Source organism: Stenotrophomonas sp. 59, from assembly GCF_030291095.1.
GTDB lineage: Bacteria > Pseudomonadota > Gammaproteobacteria > Xanthomonadales > Xanthomonadaceae > Stenotrophomonas > Stenotrophomonas maltophilia_Q.
Map to the genome: position 1 here is coordinate 2,712,615 of NZ_CP127408.1, position 21,029 is coordinate 2,733,643.

Annotated in this window: 16 protein-coding genes and 7 tRNA genes; 13 read left to right on the forward strand and 10 right to left on the reverse strand. The window is 66.1% G+C overall.

What is annotated here, in order from left to right:
- Positions 1–3 precede the first annotated feature (3 nt).
- From QP552_RS12600 to QP552_RS12610, 3 genes are read left to right on the forward strand one after another with little or no spacing between them, the layout of a single operon-like run.
- Entirely contained in the window at positions 4–2,475 is a 2,472-nt protein-coding gene (locus QP552_RS12600; RefSeq protein ID WP_286073772.1) for a TonB-dependent receptor, read from the forward strand.
- Positions 2,462–3,262, forward strand: coding sequence for a ChaN family lipoprotein (locus tag QP552_RS12605; RefSeq protein WP_286073773.1), 801 nt, complete (start codon positions 2,462–2,464; stop codon positions 3,260–3,262). The genes QP552_RS12600 and QP552_RS12605 overlap by 14 nt, the downstream gene beginning before the upstream one ends.
- A complete protein-coding gene (locus QP552_RS12610) occupies positions 3,255–3,968 on the forward strand; it encodes an energy transducer TonB (RefSeq protein WP_106550446.1) in 714 nt (237 codons plus the stop codon). The genes QP552_RS12605 and QP552_RS12610 overlap by 8 nt, the downstream gene beginning before the upstream one ends.
- A 216-nt stretch (positions 3,969–4,184) precedes the next feature.
- Here QP552_RS12610 and QP552_RS12615 read toward each other — a convergent pair whose 3' ends face one another.
- From QP552_RS12615 to QP552_RS12645, 7 genes are all read right to left on the reverse strand, one after another.
- Positions 4,185–5,087 (reverse strand): cation diffusion facilitator family transporter, encoded by a 903-nt coding sequence (locus QP552_RS12615; RefSeq protein ID WP_111113394.1) that lies wholly within the window; start codon positions 5,085–5,087, stop codon positions 4,185–4,187.
- A gap of 28 nt (positions 5,088–5,115) precedes the next feature.
- Positions 5,116–7,404: an Orn/Lys/Arg decarboxylase N-terminal domain-containing protein gene (locus QP552_RS12620; RefSeq protein ID WP_286073775.1), complete on the reverse strand. Its 2,289-nt coding sequence runs from the start codon at positions 7,402–7,404 to the stop codon at positions 5,116–5,118.
- A gap of 20 nt (positions 7,405–7,424) precedes the next feature.
- Positions 7,425–8,777, reverse strand: a complete 1,353-nt coding sequence (gene adiC / locus QP552_RS12625; RefSeq protein WP_106550449.1) for an arginine/agmatine antiporter — start codon at positions 8,775–8,777, stop codon at positions 7,425–7,427.
- Positions 8,778–8,853: 76 nt separating this feature from the next.
- On the reverse strand, positions 8,854–10,287 hold the full coding sequence (locus QP552_RS12630; RefSeq protein ID WP_111113392.1) for a DcaP family trimeric outer membrane transporter: 1,434 nt from the start codon (positions 10,285–10,287) through the stop codon (positions 8,854–8,856).
- A gap of 512 nt (positions 10,288–10,799) precedes the next feature.
- On the reverse strand, positions 10,800–11,642 hold the full coding sequence (gene dsbG, locus QP552_RS12635; protein ID WP_111113391.1) for a thiol:disulfide interchange protein DsbG: 843 nt from the start codon (positions 11,640–11,642) through the stop codon (positions 10,800–10,802).
- A gap of 30 nt (positions 11,643–11,672) precedes the next feature.
- Positions 11,673–12,476, reverse strand: coding sequence for a TlpA disulfide reductase family protein (locus tag QP552_RS12640; protein ID WP_106550452.1), 804 nt, complete (start codon positions 12,474–12,476; stop codon positions 11,673–11,675).
- An 81-nt stretch (positions 12,477–12,557) separates the two neighbouring features.
- A complete protein-coding gene (locus QP552_RS12645; protein ID WP_286075937.1) occupies positions 12,558–13,625 on the reverse strand; it encodes a helix-turn-helix domain-containing protein in 1,068 nt (355 codons plus the stop codon).
- A 187-nt stretch (positions 13,626–13,812) separates the two neighbouring features.
- On the opposite strand from QP552_RS12645, the gene QP552_RS12650 reads away from it, so the two are divergent.
- From QP552_RS12650 to QP552_RS12680, 7 genes are all read left to right on the forward strand, one after another.
- Complete coding sequence (locus tag QP552_RS12650) at positions 13,813–14,211, forward strand: heavy metal-responsive transcriptional regulator (RefSeq protein ID WP_099553175.1); 399 nt, start codon at positions 13,813–13,815, stop codon at positions 14,209–14,211.
- 103 nt (positions 14,212–14,314) lie between these two features.
- A tRNA-Ala gene (locus QP552_RS12655) sits at positions 14,315–14,390 on the forward strand.
- A gap of 54 nt (positions 14,391–14,444) precedes the next feature.
- A tRNA-Glu gene (locus QP552_RS12660) sits at positions 14,445–14,520 on the forward strand.
- A gap of 184 nt (positions 14,521–14,704) precedes the next feature.
- Positions 14,705–14,780 (forward strand) — tRNA-Ala (locus tag QP552_RS12665).
- Positions 14,781–14,829: 49 nt separating this feature from the next.
- A tRNA-Glu gene (locus tag QP552_RS12670) sits at positions 14,830–14,905 on the forward strand.
- A 45-nt stretch (positions 14,906–14,950) separates the two neighbouring features.
- A tRNA-Ala gene (locus QP552_RS12675) sits at positions 14,951–15,026 on the forward strand.
- A gap of 47 nt (positions 15,027–15,073) precedes the next feature.
- Positions 15,074–15,149 (forward strand) — tRNA-Glu (locus QP552_RS12680).
- Positions 15,150–15,288: 139 nt separating this feature from the next.
- Here the strand turns inward: QP552_RS12680 and QP552_RS12685 are convergent.
- Positions 15,289–15,705, reverse strand: a complete 417-nt coding sequence (locus QP552_RS12685; RefSeq protein ID WP_099553174.1) for a GNAT family N-acetyltransferase — start codon at positions 15,703–15,705, stop codon at positions 15,289–15,291.
- Between the two features lie 77 nt (positions 15,706–15,782).
- Between QP552_RS12685 and QP552_RS12690 the strand changes: the two genes are divergently transcribed.
- A complete protein-coding gene (locus QP552_RS12690) occupies positions 15,783–16,739 on the forward strand; it encodes an SOS response-associated peptidase family protein (RefSeq protein ID WP_286073778.1) in 957 nt (318 codons plus the stop codon).
- Between the two features lie 10 nt (positions 16,740–16,749).
- On the opposite strand, the gene QP552_RS12695 is transcribed toward QP552_RS12690, so the two are convergent.
- Complete coding sequence (locus QP552_RS12695) at positions 16,750–17,130, reverse strand: response regulator (protein ID WP_049427448.1); 381 nt, start codon at positions 17,128–17,130, stop codon at positions 16,750–16,752.
- Between the two features lie 132 nt (positions 17,131–17,262).
- Here QP552_RS12695 and QP552_RS12700 point away from each other — a divergent pair.
- Together QP552_RS12700 and QP552_RS12705 are read left to right on the forward strand one after the other, a co-directional pair.
- Positions 17,263–17,348: transfer RNA gene (locus QP552_RS12700), tRNA-Leu, on the forward strand.
- A 201-nt stretch (positions 17,349–17,549) separates the two neighbouring features.
- Positions 17,550–18,989: a GGDEF domain-containing protein gene (locus tag QP552_RS12705; RefSeq protein ID WP_286073779.1), complete on the forward strand. Its 1,440-nt coding sequence runs from the start codon at positions 17,550–17,552 to the stop codon at positions 18,987–18,989.
- Here the strand turns inward: QP552_RS12705 and QP552_RS12710 are convergent.
- Positions 18,986–20,812 (reverse strand): methyl-accepting chemotaxis protein, encoded by a 1,827-nt coding sequence (locus QP552_RS12710; RefSeq protein ID WP_286073781.1) that lies wholly within the window; start codon positions 20,810–20,812, stop codon positions 18,986–18,988. The genes QP552_RS12705 and QP552_RS12710 overlap by 4 nt on opposite strands.
- Between the last annotated feature and the right edge of the window lie 217 nt (positions 20,813–21,029).

A 21,029-nucleotide genomic window follows, 5' to 3' on the forward strand; every position in this document is an offset into this window, starting at 1 on the left:
CCGATGCTGTGCCCCCGCCCCCTTGTCCTTGCCCTGTCGCTGGCCTGCGCCAGCACCGTTCCACTGCTGCCCACCAGTGCCCATGCGCAGGCCGCCACGCGCACCTATGACCTGCCCGCCCAGCCACTGCCTGCCGCGCTGGACGCCTACAGCCGGCTGACCGGTATCGACCTGGTCGTCGGCGCGGCGCTTCCCGCCGGTCATGCCGCACCCGCCCTGCGCGGCGATTTTGACGATGTGCAGGCGCTGTCACGCCTGCTGGCCGGTAGTGGCCTGCGCCCACGCTTCATCGATGCGCGTCGCGCCACCCTGGAACCGGCGCCGGCCGAGCGCAGTGACGGCAGCCGCCGCACCGGGCCCCTGCGGGTGCAGGGCGATACCGCGCAGGGCCACGCACCAGGCGCCGGCGCCAGCCAGTACGTGCCGGCCACCCGCGATGGCTTCGCACCCACGGTCGGCAGCGAGCGCGTGGCGATGGCCGAACGCCAGGACGGCAACAGCCTGCTGCGCTCGATGCCCGGTACCCACAGCTTCCATTCGCGTAGCCAACCGGGCCTGCAGGTCAACATCCGTGGCATGACCGGTGCCGGGCGGGTCAACACCATGATCGACGGTGTCACCCAGACCTTCCGCAACAATGCCGGCCATGGCTCGGGTGGTCCCTTCGCCTACGTCGATCCGTTCCTGCTGGCCGGTGTGGACGTGCAGCGCGGTGCGGTTGCCGGCGGTGATGGCGCTGGCACGCTGGCCGGCAGTGCCAACTTCCGCACGCTCGATATCGACGATCTGCTCGGCGAGGACCGCGACTGGGGCCTGCGTGCAGGCTACCGCCACGGCAACAACGGCTATGGCAGCGGCCGTACCTTCGCCGGCGCCTGGCGCCACAGCGAGGACGGCGGCGACCGCCAGTTCGGCCTGCTGGCCGCTGCCAGCAGCAGCCGCAGCAGCGAATACGCCACCGCCCGAGGGCAGAAGAACGACGCCGATCCTGGCAGCCAGCAGCCCAGCAGCTGGCTGCTGAAAGCGCGCCTGCAGCCCAGCGACCAGCATCGGCTCGACCTGAGCCACATGCGTTACGAAAACGACTTCTACCACAACTACCCGTGGCAGATTTCCGCGCGCAACCAGCGCGCCAGCTATCACTACACGCCCTACACGCCGTGGATCGACCTGCGTGCGACGTTCGCCAGCAACAAGACCCGGCTGTTCTACCCGCCTGTGGAGGATTCGAACTACATCGGTCGCCGCACCCACAGCAGCCTGAGCAGCTGGACGCTCGACAACACCAGCCGCTTCGATATCGGCGCAGTGCAGGCGCGCTGGAACACCGGCATCAAGCACCAGTCGGACATCTACGTGGCTGACACCCCTATCCTGCGCGGTGCCAACCCGCAGGGCCGCAGCCAGCTGGACAGCGTGTTCAGCACCCTGGAACTGCAGTACGACATCTACGCGCTGACTGCTGGCCTGCGCCAGGATCGCTATGGCATCCGTGGCCATATCCCGGTGTGCTCCGATGTGCCGGGCCAATGCACGGAGATCAATGGCGGCGACATCGACGTGCGCCGCAGCGAGCGCGCACTCAGCCCCAGCCTGGCGGTTTCACTGCAGGCCACCGACTGGCTGCAGCTGTTCGCTGAAGTCTCGCGCACCTCGCGGCCGCCACGCGTCCAGGAGATGTTCTTCGAGAAGATCCCGCTGGAGGACGCCAGCGTCGCCGACGGTATCGGTGCCAATCCGTTCCTGCGCCGCGAGCGCTCACGCAACCTGCAGTTCGGTGCCAACCTCAGCACCGATTCGCTGCTGGTCGACGGTGACCTGGCGCAGCTGCGCATCACCCGTTTCGACAACCGCATCCGCGACTACATCAAGCCGCAGTACCTGCTGATCGTGCATCCGCCGGAACTGGAGCCGTTCGTGGTGCCGATCGACAGCGATCCGCAGCTTAATGCCTGGACCGATGTGCTGGATGCAGACGACTTCACCACCACCACGCGCTGGATGAACCACCCGGGCGTTGTACGCATGCGCGGCATCGAGCTGGAAGCGCACTACGCCAGCGAGCACTACCACGCCACGCTCAGCTGGACCCGCTCGCGCACCAGCGCACCGGCCATCGAGTTCGTCAACCTGGAAGACATCACCGCCCTGCCCGACCGCTACTGGACGCTGAACGTGGGCGGCCGCTGGTGGCAGCAGCGCGTGCAGGCCGGCCTGCGCGCCGAATACTCCGGGCCCACCGAGGAAGGCTACGACTTCTTCCAGACCCGCAAGACCGGCGGCACCGGTGTGCTGCTCGACTTCTACGCCAGCTTCAAGCCACAGGCCAATACCACGCTGTGGCTGAACATCGAAAACCTGCAGAACAAGTCCTATGACAACAATGCCTCGATCGACAGTATCTTCAGCCCGATCCTGGACCGCGGCAACGGCCGTGGCCGCACCGTCTCGATGGGCATCAATGTGGCGTTCTAGCCGTCGCTGGTTGCCACTGTGCCTGCTGGCGCTGGCGGGCATGGCCGGCGCGCAGCCGATGCCCGGCACGGTGACCGACCTGGCCAGCGGCCAGCATCTGGACGAGACCGCATTCGTGCAGCGTGCGGCCAATGCGCAGCGGCTGCTGCTGGGTGAACGCCATGACCTCGCCGGAGACCATGCGGCCCAGCGCTGGCTGCTGCACGCCCTGCAACAGGTGCGCCCGCAAGGCGCGCTGGTGATGGAGATGATCGCCAGCGAGCGCCAGCCACGCCTGCAACGTGTGCAGCGCTGGCTGGCCAAGGACAACCACGCCGAGGGGGCTCGCCTGCAGGAACTGCTGGACTGGGATGCGCGCTGGCCGTGGATGGCCTATGGCGGACTGGTGCAGGATGCAACTGATGCGGGCGTTCCACTGTTCGGTGGCAATCTGTCGCGCACCGAGGTCAACGCGTTGCTGGCCTCTACCGGAACCGTTCAGTTCCCGGTGACCGCTGCAAAGCAACGCCTGTCTGCAGTGGTGCTGGCCCAGCACGCAGACGCCGCGCCGATGCTGGACGGCATGCTGGCCGTGCAGCAGGCCCGCGACAGGCGCATGGCGCAGGTCCTTGCCGATGCACCCACGCCGGCATTGCTGCTGGCCGGGCGCTGGCACGTGCTGCGGGGCACCGGCGTGCCGGGCTACCTGTCGGCAGATGCTCCGGCGCTGGTGATCGTGCTGGCCTCGCCCGGCGAAGTCGTTGATGCGTCCGACGCCGATCTGCTGTGGGTGCTGGGCGATGAGTGAGCGCGGCCAACACTGGCGGGCGGTCGTGATCAGCGTCGGTCTGCATCTGCTGCCCCTGCTGCTGTTGGTGCACTGGGTCGCCGCGCCGCCGTCACTGCCGCCGCCAGAACAGGATGTGCGCATCAGCCTGCGCCTGCTGGCACCGGCCACGCCGCCACAGCCGGTGGAGGAACGCCAGGCCGATACCGCCAGCCAGGCGCAGCAGGCTCGTGCATCGCAACCGATGAAGTCGCCCCCGCCACCGACGCCCACCGCAGCGCGCGAGGGCGAGTTGGCCGCCAGCGAGACGGGGGGGACGGGCCGAAAGCCGTTGCCGGTCGCCCCGCCTGCGGCCGCGACCGATGCAAGTCCCGCACCGGCATCGATCACGGCCGCGCCGCCCGCTCCGGACGCGCCACCGGCGGACTTCCAGGCCGGCGCCGCCAGCGACCAGTGGGAAGCCCGCCTGATGGCGCGGCTGGAACGTTACCGCTATTACCCCGCCGCCGCGCGCTCGCGCCGGCAGCAGGGCACTGCCTGGGTCAGGGCCAGCATCGACCGCGAAGGTCGCCTGCTGGCCCTGCGGCTGGAGCAGTCCAGTGGCCAGCCGATGCTTGATGACGCAGCCCTGCAGACCTTTCGTCGCGCCCAGCCACTACCGCCCATTCCCGATGAATTGAAGGCACCGCAGGAGCTGGTGGTGCCGGTGGAGTACTACCTGCGCTAGGCGCTGTGGACCTGCGAGGCAGTCTGCGACCTCAACCCGGGTTGAGGTCAAATACACCCCGCGCAACAGAGCAGTCCGCCATGCGCAACGATCGCAGCGTGCTGTATCGCCGGGCCGATACTGGGCTGCTGCATGCGAACGGCAGCCGGGCTTGGGCTCGGCTCTACAGGGGAACGGAACCTGGCCGGGCGAGGCCCCGGCGCCAAAGAAGCAGGGCTACGTCCACGCCGGGTCGGCGGTGAAATCGATGGTCAGCCAGAACGTGCTGCCACGGGCATCCAGGCGTACCGCGATCTCGTCGCGCATCGCATCGACCACGCCCACCGAACCCAACGGCGTCGCCGGGTCAGCCAGCACATGGATCTCGATGAACCGCATGCGCCCCATCTTCGCCACATGGCTGGTGAATCCGGCATAGCCGTGCTCGGCCACGAACGCCTGCATCACCTGCTGCACGCGCCGGTCCAGATCGTCCGGGGCCACCTGCAGCACCTCGCGCATGGCTTTCCAGGCGCTGCGCGCCGGCACCGGCAGCACCGCCAGGCTGATCAATGCCAGCACGATCGAATCAAGGTACGGCACCCAGTGGTGCCACTCGCCGCCGTGCAACGCCAGTGCCAGTACGAAGGCCAGCACCACCGCCAGGCTCATCAGCCCGCCCAGCAGCCAGCCACGCACGTCCAGCCACAGCAACGCCGAGCGCAGGCGCCGCGCACGCTGCGCGACGAACGCCGCCATCGCCAGGTTGCTGGCGCTCAGCAATGCCGCCCACCACAGCGCGGGCCCGAATTTCACTTCGTGCCCGCCGGTGGTCAAGCCGATCACCGCGTTGGCCAGCGCATACACGCAGGCCAGCGACAGGATCACCCCGCCGAGTGCCTCGACCATCGGCTCCAGGTGCCAGTAGCCGTACTGGAAGCGCGGGCTCTGTTCCCGCGCCACCAGCCGCAGCACCGACAACGACACCAGGGTCAGGGCAACGTCGACCAGGCTGTACACGCCGTCGAACAGGATGGCTTGCGATCCGACCAGCAGGCCACCGCTGAAGCCGACCGCGCTGACCGCGATGGTGACCCCGATCGAGAACTTCAGGATGCGTTGCTCGCGCGCGGTATCCATCGTTCGCCGAAGGGCCGACCGTCGCCGGTCAGGCCTTCAGGACCTCCACCTTGTACGAGGTCACGTCGCCGTCGTGCTCGATGATCAGCCCGTGCACGTCCGACTCGAAGCCCGGGAAGCGGGCATTCTGCTCGCGGGCGATGCGCAGCGACTGGATGATCGGCTCGTCGCTGTCGCCGAATCGCTCGCCCGGCATGATGGTCGGAATGCCCGGCGGGTACGGCACCAGCATGGTCGCCGCGACGCGGCCACTGAGCTGCTCGATGTCGACCCGCTCGATCTCGCCCTTGACCAGGTGGTTGTAGGCATCGGCCGGGGTCATCACCGGCGTCGGCAGGTCCACGTACATCTCGCGCATCACCTTGGCCACCGAGAATTCCTGGTTGAACGCATGCAGCGCGTCGCACAGGTCGCGCAGGCCCCAGCCGGCATAGGCATTGGGATAGTCGGCGGCCAGCGACGGCAGCGCCTGGCTCAGCGGCGCATTGCGGTCGTACAGCTCCTTGAACGCCATCAGTTCGGTGACCAGCGTGCTCCACTTGCCCTTGGTGATGCCCATCGAGAACAGGAACAGCACCGAGTACAGATTGGTCTTCTCCACGGTGATGCCGCGGCCCCACAGGAACTTGCTCAGTACCGCTGCCGGGATGCCCAGCTTGCCCATGCTGCCGTCCATCGCCAGGCCCGGGGTCAGCAGGGTCACCTTGATCGGGTCGATCAGCACATAGTCGTCGACCAGGTTCTCGAAGCCGTGCCAGTGCGCATCCGGCTGCAGGTACCACTCCTCGCGCTTGGCCACCAGCGGTGCCGGCACATCGCCCTTGCCCAGGCTGCGCTCGACCTTGGTGGGCTGCCACACGCTGAACCACCAGTCGTCGCGGCCGAGGTCGTCACGCACGTGCAGCATCGCGCGACGGAACGCGATCGCCTCGTCATGCATTTCCTGCACCAGCGAACGACCGGCGTCGCCTTCCATCATCTTCGAGGCCACGTCGCAGGCCGCGATCACCCCGTAATGCGGGCTGGTCGAGGTGTGCATCATGAACGACTCGTTGAAGCGCTCGGCATCCAGGTCACGCTGCGCCGAGTTGCGCACGTGGATCATCGAGGCCTGCGAGAAGGCGGCAAGCAGCTTGTGGGTGGAATGCGTGGTGAAGATGATCGCATCCTGCTCGCGCGGCTTGCCCTTGGCCATGCCGTAGTGGTTCTCGTAGAACGGATGGAACGCGGCATAGGCGTACCAGGCTTCGTCGAAGTGCAGGAAATCGACCGCGCTGCCGATCTCGTCGGCGATCTTCTCGGCGTTGTAGCACAGGCCGTCATAGGTCGAGTTGGTGACCACCGCGATGCGCGGCTTGGAGCCGGCCTGGTAGGCCTTGCTGGCCAGCGGGTTGGCGGCGATGCGCTGCTGCAGCGATTCCGGCGTGAACTGGTCCAGGCTGATCGGACCGATGATGCCGTGCGCGTTGCGGCTGGGGGTGAAGTACACCGGCACCGCGCCGGTCATGATCAGCGCGTGCAGCAGCGACTTGTGGCAGTTGCGGTCGACGAACACCACGTCGCCGCGCGCCACTGTGCCGTGCCAGACGATCTTGTTGGCGGTGGAGGTGCCGTTGGTGACGAAGAAGGTATGGTCGGCACCGAAGTTGCGCGCCGCTTCTTCCTCGGCATCCTTGATCGGGCCGGTATGGTCGAGCAGCGAGCCCAGCTCCGGCACCGAGATCGACAGGTCGCTGCGCAGGGTGTTCTCACCGTAGAACTGGTGGAATGCGCGACCGACCGGCGACTTGGTGAACGCCACGCCGCCGGCATGGCCCGGCGTGTGCCAGGAATAGTTCGACTCGGCCGCATGATGGATCAGCGCCTTGAAGAACGGCGGCAGCAGGTTCTTCATGTAGTCTTCGGCCGCGCGCATCACCTGCCGCGAGATGAAGCTCTTGGTGTCTTCGAACAGGAAGATGAAGCCGTGGATGTACTTGAGCAGCTTGCTCGGCACCTTCTCGATGGTGCGCCGCTCGCCGTACAGGAACACCGGCAGGTTGGCGCGGCGCGCGCTCTGCTCGCGCAGGAAGGCAGTCAGGCGCTGGAACTCGCCATCCACTTCTTCGCTGCCGTCGATCGAGATCAGCACCGCCGACGCCGCCACGTAGGTACGGGCACCGGCGCGGGCATCATCCAGGTTCAGGCCACACAGCACGCGCTGGTCGTTGCTGCGCAGCTCTTCCACCAGGGCGCGGATCAGGATGCCGCCGATGCGCGGCGACTCGTAGTCGTTGTCGATGACAATGACCGGATAGTCCAGGGACTTGAAGTACACGTTGATTCTCCTTGTCTAACTCAGGAACGCTGGGCGCCGGCGCTGATCGCCGAAGCCTCGCGGGCGCGCTGCCGCTGCTGGCGGCGCTCCTCGCTGAAGAAGGGATAGAACACGGTGATGAACAGCACGAACAGGAACGCGTACTGCACGATGGTTCCCGACGAGCCGTAGATCGCCCACAAGCAGTACACGACGGTCAGGCTGGTCAGGGTCCAGAACGCACCGGTATGGATGATCGTGTGCGAGCGTTCGACCACGAAGTAGCAGGCCACGCACGAGTAGATATAGGGCAGCAGGGTCAGCACCACCGCCGCCGATGTGATCACGTCGAACTGCGCAGACGCAGTTTCCGAGGTGGAGGTGACCAGCACCGCCAGGGTCATCAGCACGGCCACGATCAGCACGCCCTTGACCGGCACGTCATCCTTGTTGGTCTTGCTGAAGATGCTCGGGAACAGGCCATCGTCGGAAGCTGCCTTGGCGCTCTGCGCGGTCAGCAGGATCCAGCCGCCCAGCGAACCGGCGGCACCGATGAAGGCACACAGGCTGACCAGCGCACCGCCCCAACCGCCCACTGCCTTGGCCGCGGCCAGCGCGAACGGCGCATCGGAGGTCTGCAGCTCGCCGTTGGGCACCATGCCCATGATCACCGAGGAACTGGCAATGTAGGCGATGGCGGCCAGGAACACGCCGGCCAGGGTGGCACGGGCCACGTTCTTTTCCGGGTTCTCGACCACACCTGCGGTCACCGAGGCCGACTCGACACCAATGAAGGCCCACAGAGTCAGTGCCGCGGCGCTGGAGATCGCGCCGAAGTTGGATTCACCGGACACGTTGTACGCGCCCTTGAAGATGTCGGCATCGAAGAAGAACCAGCCGAAGATGGCGATGCCCAGGATCGGCACCAGCGCGAAGCTGGTAGTGACCGTCTGCACCCGGCTGACGAAGGCCGGGCCGATCATGTTGGCGAAGCTCAGCGCCCACACCAGCACCAGCACCGCGATGCAGCGCACCAGCGGCTCGGACAGGATCGGGAAGAAGTAGCTGAAGTAGCCGACCGCCGCGATCGGGATGGCGACGTTGCCGATCCAGTTGGCGAACCAGTAGATGGTGTTGGTCTGGAAGCCCATGTACGGGCCGAACCAGTCACGCGCGTATGCGTACGGACCGCCCGCCTTCGGTGCCAGCTTGCCCAGCTTGGCGAACACGAACGCCAGCAGCAGCGCACCCGCAGTGGTGATCAGCCAGCCCCAGATCGAAGCGGTACCGATCTTGGCCAGGCTGGAGGGCAGCAGGAACACGCCTGAGCCCATCATGTTGCCGGCGACGAGGAAGGTGGCTCCGACCACCCCGATTTTCTTTGCTTCTGCCATGACAATCTCCTGTACTGGCATGAGCCCGGTGCGGCCGGGCGTGGGGACGGTTGCGCTGGCGTAACGCCGCTGGCGCTTACTTGATGAAGTTGTATTGCAGGCTGCCCTGCACCCGGACCGTGTCGCCGCGCGCGCCGCTCTGCTGTTCCAGGCGGCCGTAGAGCAGCTCCATGCCCATCGTCCACGACGGCGCCGGGCTCCAGATCAGGTTGAATACGCCGTAGCGGCTCTGCCGGAATGCGTCGGCGGCCAATGCGGCGTTACGCTCCAGGGTCAGCTGGCCGAAGATCAGGTTCGAACGCCACAGCTCCGACCAGTAGTGGGTGTAACCCACGAATCCACCGTGCAGGTCCAGCGCATCCAGGCGCCCATCGGCACCGACCACGGCGTCCAGCCCGGAGCCGGTCAAGTCGGCGGTGTAGCGGCTGAGGCCGCGCCCGCCGAGTGCACCAAACAGCAGCAGGTCGCGCTCGCCCACCGAGGCCGAGCCGCTCAGCTGCAGGCCGCCGGCCATGCGCCGGTCGCGCTCGCCCTCGCCGTCATAGGCCAGGCTGCGCGCCACCGCGCCCAGCTGGAGATGGCCCCAGTCACGCTCCATGCGCGCGGTCACGGTTACGTCCGGCAGACGGTTCACCGCAGCCCGCTCATCACTGGCACCGGCAAGTTCAGTCTTCGGATCCTCGGCCGCCACGGTCAGCGTGTTGCCCTTGCCCATCGCGAAGCTGTGGTGGATGCCGGCCACCAGCAGATAGCCGGCGCCGCCGGGCCCGGCGAAGTCCAGCGTGTCGGGCAGGCTGTCCGGGTCCATGAAGCTGGAGTAGCCATAACCGGCGTAGGTATTACCGAGCTGTCCATAGGCATGCCGCAGGCGGAATTCATAGCCGTCGCTGCTGCCGAAGAAGTCGTTCTCCAGATAGAAGCGCAGGTTGCCGTGCGTGGTCGGGCGCCGCGCCTCGAAGCTGAAGCGGGTCTGCTTGGCATGGATGTTGAAGTTGGAGACATCGCGGTGGCTGCCGCCCACCGGCATCGACGAGGGAATGAACTGGTCCTCGTCGCCGGCCGCGCGCGAATCGGCGATGGCATCCAGCTTGGCGTAGCCGCCGATGCGGATCACCGTATCGGTGCCGGGGATGGCAAAGAACCCCTTCAGATCGGGATCGGTCGGGCCGGCCGCACTGTCCGGTCGCGATGCGGCAGTGGACGGATCAGCGACCGAATCGCGCTGCGGCAGTACCGGCTGCGCAACACCCGGCACCTGGGTGCGATGGATCACATCGGAAGGGGCGGCGGAGGCAATCGGCGCCGTTGCAGGCACGGCTGTTGCCTGCGCAGGCGCAGCATCGCGCTGCTCCAGCCGGTCCAGCCGTTGCTGCATGCCTTCCAGCGCCTGGCGCATTGCGGCGATCTCACGCCGCAATGCCTGGGCATCCTCCGCATCACGCTGTTGGGCGTACGCCGGCGTGATCGCCAGTGCCCCCAGACACGCCAGACTCAGTACCGCCAAACGCATTGCATCCTCCCCGGACGAACACTCGCATCACGGTTCCGGAGCGCACGCATGCGCCGCCCTGGCTTCGCGTTGCCGTTGCTGGAAATGCGGGTACTGCGTCGACGACATCGGCCAGCCTGCGCGTGGCAGGCAACAGGACGATGACACTGCCCCGCCTGCACCCATGTCGACTCCATCAAGGCCGCGCTGCCAGAGAGGTGGCGACCGCAGCGGTCTGGGTAACAAGCAGGGAGTGAGAGTGTCGTGAATGGCTGTGCCGTGCTGCCCGCATCGGGGCAGCCTCGGCGCGGCATCCATGGCGCGTTGACGCTGTATTCCATGCGTCAAAGGCTAGTCCACCTGTCGTTTTTGGCCTTGATTGGAATCAAGGCGCGATGCTTGATCTCAGTCACGATTCAGACGTGACCTCGAACAGGTCATGCGCAAGCGGTTGTGTTCGCCTGGGCACAGAACGCGACAGGCCCGCATGTCGCCATGCGGGCCTGTGGACTACGTCATCATTCCGGTACGGATCAACGCGGACCGAGCACCGTCGTCAGGTCGTCGCCCTGTGGCAGTCCGGCGCGGCGCTGCACCTGGCCCTGCGCATCCTGGAACAGGATGCCCGGCGTGCCCTGGAACCCCATCTCCAGCATCAGGACCTGGTTGGCATCAAGCTTGCCTGCGATCTCGCGGCTGATGCTCGGCAGCGCCTTGATACCGCCACGGTCGAACTGGTGTTCGTTCTCCAGCAGCGCCGCGCTCGGATCACGTGCGGCGAGGATGGCGGCGGCCTTGGCCGGGCTGTCCTCGCGGATCACGCCCACCATGATGTGGCGCAGCTGCACCTTGCCGGCGTCGACCCACGGACGGGCCGCCTCCCAGAACTTGTGGCAATACGGGCAATTGGCATCGCTGAAGGTATAGACCACGCGCGGCGCGTCGGCCTTGCCGTCACGCACCCAGGCGCTGGCTTCGAGCTTGGTCCACATCTTGGCCGACATCGGCGCGGCCACCAGCTTCTCCACCGCCTCGGCCGCCACATCATTGCCTTCGGCATCGAACAGGCTGCCCACCAGCACATGCTTGCCATCGGCCGTGACATAGGCTGCGGCCGGCTGCTGACCACCCACCACACCCGCAAAACCACGCAGGCCACCCGGCGCATCGAATTCGGCCACGACCTCAAAGCCGTGCTTTTCGATGCCCTTCAGCACTGCAGGACGGTCGCCTTTGGCGGCAGAGGCCGAGGCACTCGTCGCCGGTGCCGCAGCGACCTTGCCCGGCGGCGTCTGTGCCTGGCTGCAGGCGGCCAATGCCAGCAGGACCGGCAGCAACAGCACCGCCGGGGCGGTGCGCAGGGAAGTCGACAACATGGGAACTCCGTAGTGAGATGCCCGCGCAGGCTACCGCAGCCGGCGCAGTTTGTGTTCAAGACCCGCCGTGGTCAGCTCGCCCAGGTGCAGTTCACGCAGGCGCCCATCGGCATCGAAGAAGAGTGTCGAGGGGTAGGCCTGCACACCCAGTGCTGTTGAAGCGGCCGCGTCATCGTCCAGCAACACGTTGTCCAGCATCAGTCGCTCATCGGCAAGAAAAGCCCGGACCTCATCCAGGGTTTCGCCCTGATTGAGGAATACGAACTGCACGTTGCCATGTGCCTGCTGTGCTGCTGCGAGCACCGGCATCTCCCGTCGGCAGGGGCCGCACCATGTGGCCCACAGGTTCAGCACCACCGGCCTGCCCCGGAACTGCTGCAGATCAACCGCTCCGCCCTGCAGGTCCGCGACCTGCAGCGTCGGCAATGGCATCTGCCGCTCCTGCCAGGCCGACAGCAGCTGACCACCAGCGGCCCAGAGCAGCACACCCACCAGTGCGCTTGTCAGTACCGGTGCACGCAACTGACGCCACGGCCGCAGACGCCATGATCCCCACGCCAGCCCGGCCACCAGCACCACCGTCAGGTGATAGCCACCATCGGTGACCTGCAGAATGCTCCAGGGCTCCGATCGATAGAGCGCGAAATTCAGCGCAACAAAACTGATACGACCACACAGCAGGCCGATCAGCAGCATGTCCAGCACCATGCTTGCTGCCGACGGCAGCGGCATTCCCACTGCCCTGCGCGGCCAAAGACGGGCAACGATCATGGCCAGCAACGTGCACATGAGGATCAACACCACCGGCATCGGTACCGGTCCAACACTCGACATCAGCCCACCTGTTCAAGTTCCACTTGCCTGCATGGTCAAAGCGTCGCGCCCAGGTTGCAAGCGCTCGCCCGCCACCTGTCATCAGGCCGCACTCCGCCCCAACTGCATGCCGGGGGGCGTCTGCAGGCCACGCAGGCTTCCGGCCACCGACGGCATCAACGGTCGCTCCCGCCGCTTGCAGTTGACGTGGCGACGATAGTTGGCCGGTGTCATGCCCACGATGCGGAGGAACAGGCGCCGGAACGCGCTCTGATCAGCGTAGCCCACACCCCAGGCCACCTCTTCGATGCCTGCGCCTTGCTGCAGCAGGGTCTGCGCCTTGGCAATGCGCAGCCGCTGGCAGTATTCGATCGGCCGCAGACCGGTCGCCCGGAGGAAGCGCCGCTGCAAGGTTCGCGGTTCCAATCCGGAAACTTCGCAGATTGCGGCAAGCGTGGCCCCTCGTGCCGCAGTGGTATGCAGCCAGCGCTGGGCCTTCAGTACGTCGCGGTCACCGTGGGCGAAGTTGGCACTGAAACGCTCAAGATCCTGCTGGATCCCCGCGGGCACGACGATCCCGAGCTGTTGCGCGACCGCGCTCGCCACGCCCTGCCCGTGCAGCCGGTACAGCAGACGCAGGCCGAGGAACCGCCAGGCCTGCGATCCACCAACGGTCAGCAGATCACCATCGTCGACCAGCGCCCGCTCACTGGGGACCCAGCTCACCGCCTGCGCCTGCAACCCTGGATGTCGCCCCAGATCGGGGCCGCTGACCGTTCTTCCGGCCAGCAGTCCCGCACGGGCCAGCACACCGACCCCATCGCTGGCGGCAGCCAGCAGGCTGCCACCGTCATAGTGGGCCCGCAACCAGTCCAGCACGACCTCCTCGGCGCGCAGGCAGGCTCCAGGGCTGATCTGGCCGGGAACCGCGATTACCGCAGGAATGGCGGCGTCAAGCATTTCGGCACCCGCGATGCGATGTACACCGGTCTGGCTGGCGGGCACGATCCAGCGGGTGACAAGCACACGCTTGAACGGTCGGCGCTGCTGCTGGGCCAGGCGGTTGGCGACATGGGCCATTTCGGCCAGCACCGAGGCGGCGGAGGGGTCCCCTCCCGGGTACTCGACCACCGCAACCTCGACGAATGCTTCGTTCCTGACTCCCTCCACAGACCACCTCCTCGGTTCGTTGCAGGCCATCGAACGGCCGGTTCAGGCGAAGGGTAGGAACAGGCCCATCTGCGGGGCTATGAAGAAAGTTGCAAAGTGGGCTGAATGCGCGCGCCGGGCTGAAGCCTTGACTCTAGACCAGACTCCAGGCTTCACAATGATCGGCAGGATCCGCTGGAAAACTGCCATGAACATTGGACAACTGGCCCGCCAGGCAGGCGTGCCGATCGATACGGTCCGCTATTACGAGCGGCAGCAGCTGCTGCCGACAGCGGCGCGCTCGGCTGGCGGCTACCGCATCTTCGGCGAGCCGGACCTGCGCCGGTTGCGCTTCATCCGCCGCGCCAAAGCGCTGGGCTTCAGCCTCGAGGAAATCGGCGAACTGCTGGCGCTCAGCGATCACCACCGGCAGGACATGGGAAGCGTGCGCGACACCGCCCAGGCCCGCCTGCAGGACATTGCACAACGGATGGCCGAACTGCAGCGCATGCATACCGCGCTTTCGCAGCTGGTCGATGCATGCCCCGGTCACGGCACGCTCGACCAATGCCCGATCCTGGCGGCGCTGACCGACGACAACGCATAGACATCCCTGGCGCAGATCGGCATTGCAACGCACGTGAAGAAAAGTGCAACAAATGCTTGCCAACCCCCTGGGGCAAGGCTATTATTTCGCTCCTCAGCGACGTGGGGCCATAGCTCAGCTGGGAGAGCGCCTGCATGGCATGCAGGAGGTCAGCGGTTCGATCCCGCTTGGCTCCACCAATCTTTCGGCATTAGGCCGTCGAAAGGTCGCTAAAGAACATTGATGAGAATTGCGTCCCCATCGTCTAGAGGCCTAGGACATCACCCTTTCACGGTGGCGACCGGGGTTCGAATCCCCGTGGGGACGCCACTCATCACGAACAACGAGGACCCGGCCGATAACCGGGTCTTTTTTGTTCACCGCCTACCGGCATTCAGGTTGTGGCGTTGCGGTTCCCCTGCCCTTGTGGCGACGGTTGAACCGGAACGAAAAAAGTTAAAAAAAAGCTTCCACAAACGTGAACACGCAGGTATGATAGGCGGCTCGGTAACACGGGGCCATAGCTCAGCTGGGAGAGCGCCTGCATGGCATGCAGGAGGTCAGCGGTTCGATCCCGCTTGGCTCCACCACTTTCGACATTAGGCCGTCGAAGGTTCTACAACTTGAAGTTTTTCGTGCGTCCCCATCGTCTAGAGGCCTAGGACATCACCCTTTCACGGTGGCGACCGGGGTTCGAATCCCCGTGGGGACGCCAGTTTCAAAACGGACTCTGCTCCCGGCAGATCATCCGGAGTTTCATGGGGCCATAGCTCAGCTGGGAGAGCGCCTGCATGGCATGCAGGAGGTCAGCGGTTCGATCCCGCTTGGCTCCACCACTTCGACATTAGGCCGTCGAAGCATCTACAACTTGAAGTTTTCGTGCGTCCCCATCGTCTAGAGGCCTAGGACATCACCCTTTCACGGTGGCGACCGGGGTTCGAATCCCCGTGGGGACGCCAATTCTTGAAAACCCTGGCTTCGGCCGGGGTTTTTCTTTGCCTGCGACTCCCCGGAACGCCCTATCCACGCATGGCGTGGACCTACCGGACTCTGCAGTAGACCCACGCCATGCGTGGATGGCATCACCTCCGCCGCACCTCAGAACCGGCGATACATCCCGATCGACGCCGGTGCTGTCGGCGCAAAACCAAACTGCGCATACAACCGGTGCGCTTCACCATCGGCCAGCAGGCTGACGTATGCCGATGGCGGCAGATTCGCCTGCATCCACCCATCCAGGCGCCGCATCACTTCCTTGCCAAGGCCCTGACCCTGCAGGCGCGGCAGCACCGCAATATCGCAGACCTGCAGGTGGCACCCACCATCGCCGACGATGCGGCCCATCGCTACCAGCTCATTGCCCTGGTAGGCACACACGCCATACAGGGTGTTGGGCAGCGCCCGCGTCGCCGCCTCGTGGCTCTTGGCACTGAGGCCGGCCAGCACGCGCAGCCGGCAGTAGTCTTCAACCGTGGGCACAGCCTCGCGGAACTGGCAGCTGACGGAATCATTCATGCGGTATCTCCCTGTAGGTCGGGCTATCCTGCCGCATCCACGTCGCAGCGACTGCGACCCAGGCCTGCAGAGTTCCCATGTGCTATTCCGCCCTGATCCGCGCCGACTACGCCACGCTGGTCCGCGAGTTCGGTGCCATCCTGTCGCTGGAGGAGTTCGCCGAACTGTACGCGCACGACCCCGGCAAGAAGCGACCGAAAACTACGAAAGCAATGGATGACGGTTTTGCCGGCGCGCGCACCGGTCAGGGCCGCGACATCGTCGCGAAGATCCAGCACTGGCATGCACTGGAACGCCAGGATCTGGAGACGGAGCTGGTCCGCCAACGCGAGCGCCGCGATATTGCCCATGCAACACTCGCCACCCGCCCCACCCAGAAGGCACGCAACGATCTGCGCGTGGCCGGCAACCGCATCGAGCGCGCCCAAGCCCGGCTCGAAGACCTGCACCGGGTCCAACTGCTGCCGCGCGACAACCGCATTTTCCCCGGTACCTACGCGCCGGTGATGGTCAGCGAGAACGGCCGCCGGGTGATCAAGCCGATGCGCTACCAGTGCCGGCTGCCCGACAAACCGGCACGCAACGACGTGCTCTATCCCGGCACCTACAACGCACGACGTGACAGCCTGGAAGGCTATTGGCGCGGCGCGTTCGGCCTTCGCCACGGCGTTGTGGTAGTGCGGGCGTTCTATGAGCACGTGCCACGCCACGCCATCGCAGGGCGCGCGCTTGGCGCCGCGGAAAAGGAACAGGATGTGGTGCTGGAGTTTCGCCCCGACCCGCCCCGCGACCTGCTTCTGGCCTGCCTTTGGGCGGAATGGGAGGGACCGGAAGGACGCCTGCTCTCGTTCGCCACGATCACCGATACCCCGCCACCCGATGTCGCCGCGGCCGGTCACGATCGCGGCGTGATACCGATCCGCAGGGAGTATCTCGATGCGTGGCTCAATCCCGATCCGGACAACCTGGCCGGGCAGTACCGCATCCTCGACGACCGCGAGGACATCCGCTACGTGTACGAGGAGGCCGGCTGAAGCGCCATTCTCACGCCGTTGCGCTGGAACGGCCCACCGCACGGGTCAGCGCCCGGGTCAGATCCGCCGACAGATACGGCTTGACCAGCAGTATTCCGGCCAGCATCGACTCGGGCAGCTGCTCAGCCAGCATCCCGGTGGCGAGCACGAACGGTACGCCACGCGCCGACAATGCTGCCGCCACTGGCTCGCTGGTCTCGTTGCGGGCCAGGCGATAGTCCAGCAGGGCCACATCCGGGGCCGAGTCTTCCAGCATGCGCAATGCTTCAGCCACGCTCGCCGCCAACCCGACCACGGTCGCGCCGGCATGCACCAGCTGCATCTGCAGCAGGGCCGCACTCATCTCGTCGTTCTCGACCACCAGCACCCTCAGGTCCTGCAACACTGTCATCGGCTATGGCTCCTGGAGGCATTCAAGCCGGCGCAGTATAGCCATCACAGAGCCGATGCCGACAGGAAACGCCCCGATCTGCCTTGCCCCTATGAAAGCCCTGCCCTCCTCGGTTACACTCACGCGCTGCCTGCCGGTGTGGCGGAATGGTATACGCAGCTGACTCAAAATCAGCCGGGGGTGACCCCATGAAGGTTCGAGTCCTTTCACCGGCACCACAGCATCAAAGGCCAGGTCCACGACCTGGCCTTTTGCTTTTCCAGGCGATGCATGCCCCTGTGGCCGCTCCGGCGTCACTGCATTGACGCATAACTGCGACCGCTGACAGCGTTGTCGCTAGACGCAGCGCACACTTTTCTTGCCAGCCTCACGTACATCTGCCTATCGTGATCCCGCCGGATCCGGGGGCGGGGGAATGCATGACGCTGCGTGCTGCACTGTTTTTTCTGGTCACGCACGCACTCGTCATTGCCTTGGTCGGCCCGCAGGACCCTGTCGGCTCCTACCTGTTGCTGATCACCGCCCCCCTGCTGGCCGCACTGGCCTGCGTGCGGCGCGCTCGTGCCAGCCAGGCGGCCTGCAAGTGGCGGCTGCTCGGCGCGGCCGTCGGCCTGTTCTCACTTGCCCTGCTTGCCCTGCTGTACCGCAATGTGGCCGGCCTCGCCCCTGCGCAGATGACCGCCTCAACACTGATCCTGTACGTGTTCTACCGGATCCCCCTGACCTACGTAGCTGCAAGCCCGGGCGGCGGGAACCGCTTCATCCGTGCGGTGGACCTTGCGATCATTGCCCTGCTTTGGCTGCTGTACTACCTGCATACGCGCGCCATGGCGCCTCTCAACACCGCGCTGTGGACGCAGTGCCTGAACACCATGAGCAGCGTGCAGAACAGCCTGGTGTTCTGCTTCGCGCTGATCCGTTTCCTGGCCGAGGACAATCCCGACCGCCGCGATTTCTTCCGCACACTTGCGATCTATGCGCTGGGCTACTTCCTGCTGGCGCTCTACATCAACACCTACCAGCCGCAGACACCTGACGGCAGCTGGGGCGACCTGCTGATCAGCGGGCTGTTCGTGCTGCTGGCCGTCCTGGCCGGCAGCCACCGCCGCCACCCGGCAGTGGAGGTATCCCGCAGCCTGCGGCGCATCGTCGATGCCGGCGTACCACTGATGCTGCCCTTGCTGCTGATGATGGTGGCGCTGCTGGTCGCGCGCCTGCAGCCAAGCCTGGCCACGGTAGGTTTCATCGGTGCGATGCTGGGTTACGCCCTGCGCAGCGTGCTGAGCCAGATCGAGATCCAGCGCCAGCGCGATGAACTGGAAACGCTGGCGCGGCGCGATCCACTGACCGGGCTGGGCAACCGGCGCAGTTTCGATGAGTCGCTGGATGGCGCCCACCGCCGCGCGCGCCGCCAAGGCCAGGGCCTGGCGGTACTGATGATCGACATCGACCACTTCAAGCGGCTGAACGACACCTACGGGCACCCGGAAGGCGATCGGCGCCTGCGTGCCGTCGCCGGCATCCTCGACGGCTGCCTGCAGCGCGGTGACGACCTGCTGGCCCGCTACGGCGGCGAGGAGTTCATTGCAGCCCTGCCATCGCCCGAGGCGATGCACGCGCTGCATCTGGGCGAACGCCTGCGTGCCGCGGTCGAAAGCGCCGCACTGCCCGCTGCCGAGGGCCATGTGACCATCAGCGTGGGCGTGGCCTGGCAGTCCGCCAGCGATGAGTACGCGCCCGGAGACCTGGTCGGCCGTGCCGACCAGGCCCTGTACCGGGCCAAGCATGCCGGGCGCAACCGTGTGCACCTTGCCTCGGCCATGCAACCCTCTGGCGAACCAGTCGGCCCGCACGCCTAGACGACCCGCAGGGCTGCCCCTCCATGCAGATGCCCTGCCCCGTCCTGCACCCGGAAACCGGCGACGGTCTGCAGCAGCTGTGCCGACTGCTCTTCCATGCTGCGCGCCGCCGCCGACGCCTCCTCGACCAGGGCAGCATTCTGCTGCGTGCCCTGGTCGATCAGGTCAACCGCATGGTTCATCTGCTGGATGTCGTCGCTCTGCTGCTGCGAGGCAGTGCTGATCTCGGTCATCAGATCGCTGACCCGGCGGACGTTGGTCACGATCTCGTCCATGGTACGGCCCGCGCTTTCCACCTGGGCGGTGCCGGCCCCGACGTTGGCCACCGACTCATCGATCAGATGCTTGATCTCCTTGGCGGCACTGGCCGAGCGCTGGGACAGCTCGCGGATCTCGGTGGCGACCACGGCAAATCCACGGCCATGTTCACCCGCGCGCGCGGCTTCCACCGCTGCATTCAACGCCAGGATGTTGGTCTGGAACGCGATGCCGTCAATCACGCCGATGATGTCGACGATGCGCCGCGAAGACGCGTTGATGACCGCCATCGTCTCGACCACTTCATGCACCACACTGCCGCCGCGCGCAGCGACATCGGCGGCTCCGCCGGCCAGCTGGCTCGCCTGGCGCGCGTTGGTGGCGGTGCGCTGCACGGTCTCGGCCAACCCCTTCATCGACACCGCGGTTTCCTCCAGCGAGGCCGCCTGCTGCTCGGTGCGCTGCGACAGGTCGCTGTTGCCTTGCGCGATCTCGGTCGCACCCACCGCAATGGTGTCGGCAGCGAACTTGATCTGGCCGATGATCGCGGCCATCGCCTCGACCAGCGAATTCACGCCCTCGCACAGTTCGGCGATGGAACCCTGCTTGTCGGCCATCGCCACGCGCCGGGTCAGATCACCCTGCTTCGCGGCGGCCACCACCTCGCGGGTCTGCGCCACGGCGCGCTGCATGGCCTGGTTTTCATGCACCTGTGCGGTGATGTCGGTGGCGTACTTGACGACCTTGAACGGCTTGCCGTTGAGGTCGAGGATGGGGTTGTAGGAGGCCTGGATCCAGACCTCGCGGCCGCCCTTGCCCAGGCGCCGGTATTGCCCGGCATCGTATTCGCCGCGCCCGAGCTTTTCCCAGAACTGGCGATACTCGGCACTGCTGCAATGCTCGGGCTCGACGAACAGCGAGTGATGCTGCCCGCGTACTTCATCGAGGCTGTAGCCGGTGGTGGCGAGGAAATTGTCATTGGCCGACAGAATGCGCCCGTCCATGCTGAATTCGATCACCGCCTGCGACTTGCCGATCGCTGCCAGCTGCCCGGCCGAATCGGCCGCCTGCAGCTTCTGCGCGGTGATGTCGGTGGCGAACTTGACCACCTTGTACGGCCGTCCCTGCCGGTCCAGTACCGGGTTGTAGGAGGCCTGGATCCAGATCTCGCGCTGGCCCTTGCCGAAGCGGCGGTATTGCCCGGCGTCATACTCACCACGTCCCAGCCGCGCCCAGAAGTCGCGGTACTCGGCGCTGCGCGCATGCTCCGGATCGACGAACAGAGCGTGGTGCTTGCCCTGGATTTCCTCCAGCCGATAGCCCATCGCCTGCAGGAAATTGTCGTTGGCCTGCAGGATGGTGCCGTCGAGCGCGAACTCGATGACGGCCTGCACGCGGTGCAGCGCCGCGACCTGCGCCTCGAGTTCTGCACGGTCGGTCGCTGCCGGTTCGGTGCCGGTGCGGTGCTGCGGGGCCAGGACGCCCAGCAGGGCACGCCACGGCGACCAACGGGTATGCAGCTCGGCCGGCGCCTGCGCGCCCGCCGTGAAGCCTGGAATGAGCATTGTCTGATCCTCGGTGTCCGACAAAGGGTTGCGACCCGACGGGCGGGATGCCCGGCGGCAACTTCAGTTGCTAAGGACTACAGGTGCCGGCAGGCACCTCTCGAGCGGCTGGCAAGAACGTCTGGTGCGGGTGCGATCGGCATCTGGGAGCGGCGGAACACACAGCGCGGGCCGCCCATCGGGGGCAGCCTGGGGTCCTGCAGCGGGCGACTGGAGC